Origin of the sequence: Sphingobacterium composti (assembly GCF_009829075.1) — a bacterium.
GTDB lineage: Bacteria > Bacteroidota > Bacteroidia > Sphingobacteriales > Sphingobacteriaceae > Sphingobacterium > Sphingobacterium composti.
The window spans coordinates 1-347 of sequence record NZ_WUQZ01000077.1 but is presented as its reverse complement, the minus strand read 5'-3'; the positions used below and the strand labels follow the sequence as shown (position 1 = coordinate 347).

Below are 347 nucleotides of genomic sequence, written 5' to 3'. Positions count from 1 at the left end.
GCTGATGACCTTATGATACTTTGTCGTAGTAAACGGAGCGCCTCACGAGTGATGGAATCGATCACAAAATTTGTTGAAGGTAAGCTGATGCTTAAAGTCAACAAAGAGAAAAGTGTGGTTAGCCATGTATCCAAGATTAAATTTCTAGGCTACAGTTTCTACAATTACAGAGGGGAATCACGTTTAGGTATTCACCCTAAAAGTCTAGGGAAGATGAAAGCGAAGATTAAAGTATTAACCTGCCGTAGTCGGGGTTGGAGCGATGAACAGCGAATTCTCTACCTTAGGGAATACCTCACAGGCTGGATGCATTACTTTAAACTAGCGGACATGGGGACGAAACTCGG

At 42.7% G+C, this 347-nt stretch carries 1 protein-coding gene; it reads left to right on the top strand.

Annotated elements, in window-relative coordinates:
• Positions 1-51: 51 nt before the first annotated feature.
• A partial coding sequence (locus GOQ17_RS16140; RefSeq protein ID WP_317163289.1) for a group II intron maturase-specific domain-containing protein occupies positions 52-347 on the top strand: 296 nt, incomplete at its 3' end.